6 protein-coding genes are annotated in these 9,501 nt (G+C 61.9%); all 6 read left to right on the forward strand.

Features of this window, described 5'->3' with window-relative positions:
• Window positions 1-828 (forward strand): glycogen/starch/alpha-glucan phosphorylase (locus ABW043_RS02330; RefSeq protein ID WP_353919634.1); only part of this gene is annotated, 828 nt, incomplete at its 5' end.
• A 97-nt stretch (window positions 829-925) separates the two neighbouring features.
• Window positions 926-3,115 carry a 1,4-alpha-glucan branching protein GlgB gene (gene glgB, locus ABW043_RS02335; protein ID WP_353919635.1) on the forward strand — a complete coding sequence of 730 codons (2,190 nt, stop codon included), beginning with the start codon at window positions 926-928 and terminating at the stop codon, window positions 3,113-3,115.
• Window positions 3,116-3,170: 55 nt separating this feature from the next.
• Window positions 3,171-4,442, forward strand: coding sequence for a glucose-1-phosphate adenylyltransferase (gene glgC, locus ABW043_RS02340; RefSeq protein ID WP_035087315.1), 1,272 nt, complete (start codon window positions 3,171-3,173; stop codon window positions 4,440-4,442).
• Window positions 4,442-5,902 carry a glycogen synthase GlgA gene (glgA, locus tag ABW043_RS02345; RefSeq protein WP_353919638.1) on the forward strand — a complete coding sequence of 487 codons (1,461 nt, stop codon included), beginning with the start codon at window positions 4,442-4,444 and terminating at the stop codon, window positions 5,900-5,902. Before glgC ends, glgA begins: the two co-directional genes overlap by 1 nt.
• On the forward strand, window positions 5,883-7,514 hold the full coding sequence (locus ABW043_RS02350) for an alpha-D-glucose phosphate-specific phosphoglucomutase (protein ID WP_353919636.1): 1,632 nt from the start codon (window positions 5,883-5,885) through the stop codon (window positions 7,512-7,514). The genes glgA and ABW043_RS02350 overlap by 20 nt, the downstream gene beginning before the upstream one ends.
• 10 nt (window positions 7,515-7,524) lie before the next feature.
• On the forward strand, window positions 7,525-9,501 hold a 1,977-nt coding region (gene glgX / locus ABW043_RS02355), incomplete at its 3' end, for a glycogen debranching protein GlgX (protein ID WP_353919637.1).

Genomic DNA, 9,501 nt, shown 5'->3' on the forward strand with positions numbered 1-9,501 from the left:
ACGGTGTCGCCAGATGCGCTCTTTGACGTGCAGATCAAGCGTATCCACGAATACAAGCGGCAGTTGCTCAACATCATCCATGCCGTGGCGCTCTATGACGAAATTCGCGCCCATCCCGAGCGGGACTGGGTGCCACGCGTCAAGATTTTCGCGGGCAAGGCGGCGCCGAGCTACTGGAACGCCAAGCTGATCATCAAGCTGATCAACGATGTGGCGCGGGTGATCAATCATGATCCGGCGGTGCGGGGCCTGCTCAAGGTTGTGTTCCTGCCCAACTACAATGTCAGTCTTGCCGAAGTGATTGTTCCGGCCGCTGATCTCAGCGAGCAGATTTCGACGGCCGGCATGGAAGCGTCGGGCACGGGCAACATGAAGTTCATGGCCAATGGTGCAATCACCATCGGCACCATGGATGGCGCCAATGTCGAGATGCACAAGGAAGTGGGCGACGACAACATCGTCATCTTCGGTCTGACGACGGAGCAGGTCGAGGACAAGCGCAGCCGCAGCGAAGTGCCGCGGGGAATGATCGACAAGTCGCCCCGCCTGCGCGAGGCACTGGAGGCGATCTCCTCGGGCGTGTTCTCGCCGGACGATCCGAACCGCTATCGCGACCTGACCGGCGGGCTTTACGACCATGACTGGTTCATGGTGGCGCGCGATTTCGATGCCTATTGGGCGGCGCAGGCCAAAGTGGAGAAAATCTGGTCGGACCGGTCGCGCTGGGACGCGATGGCCATCCGCAACACGGCGAATGTCGGCTTCTTTTCGTCCGATCGGACGATCCGGCAATATGCTGCCGACATCTGGAATGTGCAGACCGCATAAGAAAAACAAGAGCGGTCGCGGATCGATTTGTGGTCCGCGACCATTCCGAATTGCGACCACCGACATTGAATCGGTCGGTCATGGGGGGATATGAGGCGTGAGCAGGGAAACTTGGCAGGCCGATAGCCGTGACGTCGAAGAGATTGTGGCAGGTCGCCACAGGGATGCCTTCGGCGTGCTGGGCTTACACGAAGTCGACGGGCAGTGGGTACTGCGTGCCTTCATTCCGCATGCGGAATCGGTCGCGGCCTTTACTCTCGACGGGCAGGAGCTTGGGGACCTCTATCCTCGCCACGCCGGTGGCGTGTTCGAAGGCAAGGTTAAGGTCGACGGGCGCCAGCCGATCCGATTCCGGGCGAAGAATGCCGGCGCGGAGTGGGACGTGTTCGATCCCTATTCCTTCGGGCCGGTGCTCGGGCCGATGGACGACTACTTCATCGGCGAAGGCAGCCATCTCAGGCTGTTCGACAAACTCGGCGCCCATGAAATGGAATTCGAGGGCATCCACGGCACGCATTTTGCGGTCTGGGCGCCCAATGCGCTGCGCGTCTCGGTGGTTGGTGCGTTCAACCAGTGGGATGGTCGTCGCAACCCGATGCGCAATCGCAACGGCATCTGGGAAGTGTTCATCCCGGTGCTCGGCACGGGGACAATCTACAAGTATGAAATCGTAGGGCCGGACGGCAAGGTTCTACCGCTCAAGGCGGACCCGTTTGCGCGGCAGGCTGAAATGCGTCCGCGCACGGCTTCGGTAGTGCCCGATCCGACCCCGTTCACCTGGTCGGACCAGAAATACATGGAAGAGCGCGCGACGCACGATTGGCGGCGCACGCCGATGTCGATCTACGAGGTGCATCTCGGTTCCTGGCGGCGGCGGCCGGATGGCTCGTTCCTGACCTACGACCAACTGGCCGAGCAGCTCGTGCCCTACGCGGCCGACATGGGCTATACCCATCTCGAATTCCTGCCGGTTTCAGAGCATCCGTTCGATCCGAGCTGGGGCTACCAGCCGACCGGGCTTTTCGCGCCAACGGCGCGGCATGGCGACCCCGCTGGCTTTGCGCGGCTGGTGAATGCGGCGCACGAGGCAGGGCTGGGCGTCATCCTTGATTGGGTGCCGGCGCATTTCCCGACCGACGAATTCGGGCTGGCGCGGTTCGACGGCACGGCGCTCTACGAGCATGCCGATCCGCGGCAGGGCTATCACCCCGACTGGAACACGGCGATCTACAATTTTGGGCGCAAGGAGGTTTCCTCCTTCCTGACCAACAGCGCGCTCTACTGGTTCGAGGAGTTCCATATCGATGGCCTGCGCGTCGATGCGGTGGCTTCGATGCTCTATCTCGATTATTCGCGTCAGCCGGGGCAGTGGGTGCCCAACAAGCATGGCGGCAACGAGAACCTTGAGGCGGTAGCCTTCCTGCAGCGGGTCAATGCCGAGGTTTATCGGCAGTTTCCCGGCGCCTTCATGATCGCCGAGGAGTCGACGTCCTGGCCGGGTGTCAGCCATCCAACATACAATGGCGGGCTCGGGTTCGGTTTCAAATGGAACATGGGCTTCATGAACGACACGCTGCGTTTCATGAGCCGCAATCCGATCCATCGGCGCTATCACCACAACGACATGACCTTCGGGCTCATCTATGCGTTCAGCGAGAATTTCGTGCTGCCGCTGAGCCATGACGAAGTGGTGCATGGCAAGGGCTCGCTGCTCGAGAAAATGCCGGGCGATGACTGGCAGCAGTTCGCAAATCTGCGTGCCTATCTCGCCTTCATGTGGGGGCATCCGGGCAAGAAGCTGCTGTTCATGGGTCAGGAATTTGCCCAGCGAGAAGAGTGGTCGGAAAGCCGGGGCCTCGACTGGTGGCTGCTTGATGCTGCGCCGCACGAGGGGATGCGCCGGCTCGTGGCTGATCTCAACGCGGCCTATCGCAGCTTGCCGGCTCTGCACGAACACGACTGCGAGCCCGAGGGTTTCGAATGGCTGATCGGCAATGACCAGACCAATACCGTCTATGCGTGGGTGCGAAAGGCGGGGGATGCCGATCCGGTGATCGTCATCTCCAATTTCACGCCAGTGCCACGCAGCGGGTACAAGGTGCCGGTGCCCCATGCGGGGCGCTGGGTGGAACGGATCAATACGGATGCCGGCTGGTATTCCGGGGGCAATACCGGAAATCAGGGGGCGGTGATCGCCCGTGCCGTCGAGGGGCGGCATATGCCGGCGGAGATGGAACTCTATCTGCCGCCGCTGGCAACGCTGTTCCTGAAATATGAGCCGGAATGATCCGTATTGGGTGAATACGTCCCGCTTCAATGCGGGCAGGTGTGGAGGGAAATGAATGGCTGACTATCGAGTACCGTCTCCATTGGCGCGTGAAGCCATGGCCTATGTGCTTGCCGGGGGGCGCGGCACGCGTTTGATGGAATTGACCGACCGGCGTGCCAAGCCTGCCGTCTACTTTGGGGGCAAGTCGCGCATCATCGACTTCGCGCTGTCCAATGCCATCAATTCGGGTATTCGCCGCATTTCGGTGGCGACGCAGTATCAGGCACACAGCCTGATCCGCCACCTACAGCGCGGCTGGAACTTCCTGCGCACCGAGCGAAACGAAAGCTTTGACGTGCTGCCGGCGAGCCAGCGCGTCAAGGAAGACATGTGGTATGCGGGCACCGCGGATGCCGTCTACCAGAACATGGACATCATTGAGGATTACGGCGCGCGCTACATCGTGCTGCTGGCCGGCGACCACATCTACAAGATGGACTACGAAATCATGCTTCGGCAGCATGTGGACACCGGCGCCGACGTGACGATCGGTTGCCTCGAAGTGCCGCGCATGGAAGCGACCGGCTTTGGCGTGATGCATGTCGACGGGCGCGACCGGGTGGTCGATTTCGTCGAAAAGCCGAAGGACCCGCCGGGGATTCCGGACAAGCCGGACATGGCTCTTGCCTCGATGGGCATCTATGTGTTCGAGACGCGGTTCCTGATGGAACAACTGCGCCGCGACGCGGCGACGGAAGGTTCCAGCCGCGATTTCGGCAAGGACATCATTCCCTATATCGTCAAGAACGGCACCGCCTGGGCGCATCGCTTCCCGCGCTCCTGCGTGCGCTCCAGCAACGAGACGGTTTCCTATTGGCGCGACGTGGGTACGGTCGACGCCTATTGGAAGGCCAATATCGACCTGACCGATATCAACCCGCAGCTTGATCTCTATGATCGCGACTGGCCGATCTGGACCTATGCGGAGATCACTCCTCCGGCCAAGTTCGTGCACGACTTCGATGGACGCCGCGGTTCGGCGGTCAATTCGCTGGTGTCGGGCGACTGCATCATTTCGGGTGGTCATTTGCAGCGTACGCTGCTTTCGACCGGTTCGCGGGTGCACTCCTATTCCGTGCTCGATGAAGCGGTGGTGCTGCCCTATTGCGATATCGGACGCAATGCACGGCTCAAGAAGGTCGTCATAGATCGCGGCGTTTCCATCCCGGAAGGGCTGGTTGTCGGCGAGGATCCGGAATTTGACGACAAGTGGTTCCGGCGGACGGAGGACGGGGTGACCCTCGTTACCCAGGCGATGGTCAATCGGTATCTGGCTGATCGATGATCGAGGTTCTTTCCGTTGCTTCGGAAGTCTATCCGCTGATCAAAACGGGGGGGCTGGCCGACGTGGCCGGCGCCCTGCCGGCCGCGCTCGCGAAGAATGGCGTTTCCATGCGGACGCTAGTGCCGGGCTATCCCGCCGTGATGGCCAAGCTCGGGCAATCGCGCGAGGTCTACTATTTCAGCGATCTCTTCGGCGTAACCGGACGGCTGATTGCCGGCCGTGCCGAGGGGCTCGACCTGATCGTGCTCGACGCACCGGCGCTCTATGATCGGCCGGGCAATCCCTATATGGGGCCCGACGGCTGGGACTGGCCCGACAACTGGAAGCGCTTTGCCGCGCTCTCCTGGGTGGCGGCGGAACTGGGGCTGGGGCTGGTGGAAGGCTACCGGCCACAGGTCATCCATGCCCATGACTGGCAGGCCGGGCTCGTGTCGGCCTATGTGAAATATGGGCCATCGGCGACGCTGAAGACGGTGATAACCGTCCACAACATGGCGTTTCAGGGCACGTTCGGCGCGGACATCTTTGCGCAACTGCGCCTGCCGCCGCACGCCTTTTCGATGGAAGGCGTCGAATATTTCGGCGGCGTCGGCTACCTCAAGGCGGGTGTCGAATGCGCCGATGTGGTGACGACCGTGTCGCCGACCTATTCGGCCGAGATCAGGACCCCGGCCTTCGGCATGGGGCTTGAAGGGCTGCTCAACAATCGCTCCGGCACGGTGTTCGGCGTGCTCAATGGCATCGACATGGATGCCTGGAATCCGGCGACAGATCCGAACCTGACATCGACCTATACGGCCAATTCCCTCGGTAGCCGCGCCAGCAACAAGGCGGCGGTGCAGGAGGCGTTTGCGCTGGAGCCGACCAATGGACCGCTCTTTGCAGTGGTCAGCCGCCTGACCTGGCAGAAGGGCATCGACCTCCTCGTCGAATGCATCGACATGATGGTTGACGCGGGGGCGCAGCTTGCCGTGCTCGGCTCGGGCGAGGCGGAACTGGAAAATGCGGTGCGCAGCGCGGCCATGCGGCATCCGGGCCGGGTCGGCCTTGTAACCGGCTACAATGAACGCCTGAGCCACCTGGTGCAGGGCGGGGCCGACGTGATGATGGTGCCCTCGCGCTTCGAGCCTTGCGGCCTGACGCAGCTCTATGCGCTGCGCTACGGGTGTATTCCCCTCGTCAGTCGGGTGGGTGGGCTCAATGACACGGTGATCGACGCCAATGTTGCCGCATTGCAGGCCGAGGTAGCGACGGGGGTGCAGTTTGCGCCCCCGAGCGAGGAAGCCCTGGCCAATGCCATAAGGCGCACACTCGAACTCTATGCCGACGAAAAAAGCTGGAAGAAGATGCAGAGGCGCGGGATGAAATCGGATGTGAGCTGGGAATCCAGCGCCGCCCGCTATGCCCAAATCTACGCATCGCTGATTGGACTGAAAGCCGATGACGATACAGACCATTAAAACGACGCCTTATGCCGACCAGAAGCCGGGCACTTCGGGCCTCCGGAAGCGCGTGCCGGTTTTTCAGCAAACCAACTATCTCGAGAACTTCGTCCAGTCGATTTTCGATAGCCTCGAAGGGCTCGCCGGCCAGACGCTGGTGATCGGCGGCGACGGGCGCTTCTACAACGACGTTGCCATCCAGAAGGCGATCCGCATCGCTGCAGCCAATGGCTTTGGCAAGGTGCTGGTCGGCCAGGGTGGCCTGCTCTCGACGCCGGCGGCGAGCAATATAATTCGCCATTACAAGGCCTTCGGCGGACTTGTTCTCTCCGCGAGTCACAATCCGGGCGGGCCGGAGGGCGACTTCGGCATCAAGTACAATATCGGCAATGGCGGGCCGGCGCCCGAGAAGATCACCGATGCGGTCTTTGCCCGCACCAAGGTGATCGACAGTTTCAAGACGCTGGATACGCCCGATATCGATCTGGAAAAGATCGGCACGCAGCAGGTCGGCGACATGGTGGTCGAGGTGATCGACCCCGTGAAGGACTACGCGGCGCTGATGCAGACGCTGTTCGACTTCGAGGCCATTCGCGGCCTGTTCAAGTCGGGCTTCACGATGACGTTCGACTCCATGCACGCGATCACCGGGCCCTATGCCAAGGCGATCCTTGAGGGTCTGCTTGGCGCTCCGGCGGGGACGGTGAAGAACGGCGTGCCGTCGCCGACCTTCAATCATGGTCACCCCGATCCGAACCTCGTCTACTGCAAGGACATGTACGACCTGCTGATGACGCCGGAAGGGCCGGATTTCGGCGCGGCTTCGGATGGTGATGGCGACCGCAACCTCATCATCGGCAAGAACCGCTTCGTGACGCCATCGGACTCGCTGGCGCTCTTGGCCGCAAATGCGCATCTGGCGCCGGGCTATAGGGCAGGGATTGCGGGTATTGCCCGCTCCATGCCGACCAGCGCCGCTGCGGACCGCGTGGCGGAAAAGCTCGGCATCGAGATGCACGAGACGCCGACGGGCTGGAAGTTCTTCGGCAATCTCCTCGATGCCGGCCGCGTGACCATCTGCGGCGAAGAGAGCGCTGGCACGGGCTCGGACCATGTGCGCGAGAAGGATGGCCTGTGGGCTGTGCTGCTCTGGCTCAATATCCTTGCCGTGCGCAAGGAAAGCGTCGACGCCATCGTGCGCGAGCACTGGGCGACCTATGGGCGCAATTACTATACGCGCCATGACTATGAGGAAGTCGACAGCGCCATCGCCAATGCGCTGGTCGATGACCTGCGCGGGCGGCTTTCGGCGCTGCCGGGGCAGGTGCTCAATGGGCTGGAAGTCGCCTATGCGGATGACTTCACCTATCACGATCCGGTGGATGGCTCGACGAGTGCAAAACAGGGCATTCGCATCGGTTTCAAGGACGGTTCGCGAATTGTCCTGCGGCTCTCAGGAACTGGTACGGTAGGCGCGACGTTGCGGGTCTACCTCGAACAGTATGAGCCCCCCAATGGAAACCATGATCTCGACGTCCAGCGCGCCCTCGAGCCTCTTGTCGGGATCACCGAAGATCTTGCCGGAATCAAGGCCCGGACAGGGCGTACCGAACCCAGCGTCATTACTTGAGCGCACTCCTGTGACCGGTCCACAACTCGTTCCCGGCGCCGGGAGCATCGAAAAGCTCGGCGCCACGATCACGCCCGATGGCGTGAATTTCGCAGTCTACTCCGAGGCCGCCACGGCCATCTGGGTCTCGCTCTATGACGAGCAGGACCAGGAAATCGAGCGCTTCGAGCTCGATGTTCATGCCGACAATATTCGCGCAGGGTTGATCGCCGGCATCGGGGCTGGCGCTCGTTACGGTCTCAGGGCTGATGGGCGCTATGACCCGGACCAGGGATACTTCTTTGACCCGCACAAGCTGCTGGTCGACCCCTATGCACGCAGGCTCGACCGGGTTTTCGTGCGTTCGCCGCGCCTTCGCCTGCCGCGTGAAGAGGCAGTCGATACGGCGCCGCTGATCCCCAAGGCCATCGTGGTCGGCGACGGCAATGAGAACGCACTGCCGCGCAAGAAGGCGCCGAGTCTCTTCTATGAACTCAATGTGCGCGGGTTCTCGATGCGCCACCCCAGCGTGCAGGGACCGCTGCGTGGCACCATTGCGGCGCTGACGACCAAGTGGGTCATCGATCATTTCAAGCACATGGGCGTCGATACGATCCAGCTCATGCCGACGGCGGCCTGGATCGACGAAGGGCATCTGCCGGCGCTGGGGCTGACCAATGCCTGGGGCTACAATCCGGTGGCCTATTTCGCCATCGATCCGCGGCTGGCGCCGAGGGGCCCGCAGGAATTGCGGGTGATGACTGATCTCTACCGCAAGAACGGCATCTCGGTGATCCTCGACGTGGTCTACAACCACACCGGCGAGAGCGATGCGCAGGGCCCGATGCTGAGCATGATGGGTCTCGATGCGCATACCTATTATCGCTTCGTCGAAGTCGATGGGAAACAGCACCTCGTCAACGATACGGGCACCGGGAATACACTGCGTTGCGATCATCCCGCCGTGCAGCGGCTGGTGATCGAGAGCCTGCGCTATTGGGTCGAGGAAATGGGCGTGTCCGGTTTCCGTTTCGACCTCGCGACCGTCTTGGGTCGCGAACCCGGGTTCAACCCGGAAGCGGAGATGCTCAGGAAGATCAAGGCCGACCCGGTGCTCTCCAAGTGCATTCTGGTGGCCGAGCCTTGGGATCCGGGTCCGGGCGGCTATGCGCTTGGCAAGTTCGGCAAGGAATTCCAGGAGCACAACGACACGTTCCGCGATGAAGTGCGCGCCTTCTGGAAGGGCGAGCCGGCCAAGATCGGGGCGCTGGCCGGCAAGGTGTCGGGTTCGGCCGAAATCTTCAATTTTGCCGGCCGCAAGCCGCACCATGGCGTCAACATGCTGGCGGTACATGACGGCTTCACCCTGCGCGACCTCGTGAGCTATCACGACAAGCACAACGAGGCGAATGGCGAGAACAATCGCGACGGGCACAGCAATAACCAGTCGTGGAATTGTGGCGTCGAGGGCGAAACCGACGATCCGGGAATCAATGTTGCTCGCAAACGCGATGTGCGGGCACTGCTGGCGACGCTGTTCCTGTCGCGTGGTACCCCGCTCATCCAGCAGGGCGACGAGATGTACCGCACCCAGCAGGGCAATAATAACGCCTATGCGCAGGACAACGAGATCACCTGGCTCGACTGGGAGGGCGGCGACGGATCACTGGTGGATTTCGTCGCGTCCATCAATGCCTTCCGCAAGGCGCATCCCGCGATCAGTCACGATCACTTCCTTTCGGGGCAGGACAGAAACGGGTTCCGCGACGTGGCCTGGTTGCATCCGGAAGGGCGCGAGATGAATGAGGGCGACTGGAACGACGGCGGCGCGTCAGTGCTTGGGATGCATCTCAAGTACAAGGACGACGAAGTGCTCGTCTGGTTCAATCGCCGGATCGACCCTGTCGATGCTACTTTGCCTGAGGGCGACTGGGTCGTCGGCATCGACTCCGATCCCGATGCGGCGATCGCTATCGCAGATGGCAGGGTGCAGATCGGTGCCCGATCG

The organism is Devosia sp. (assembly GCF_040509215.1).
GTDB lineage: Bacteria > Pseudomonadota > Alphaproteobacteria > Rhizobiales > Devosiaceae > Devosia.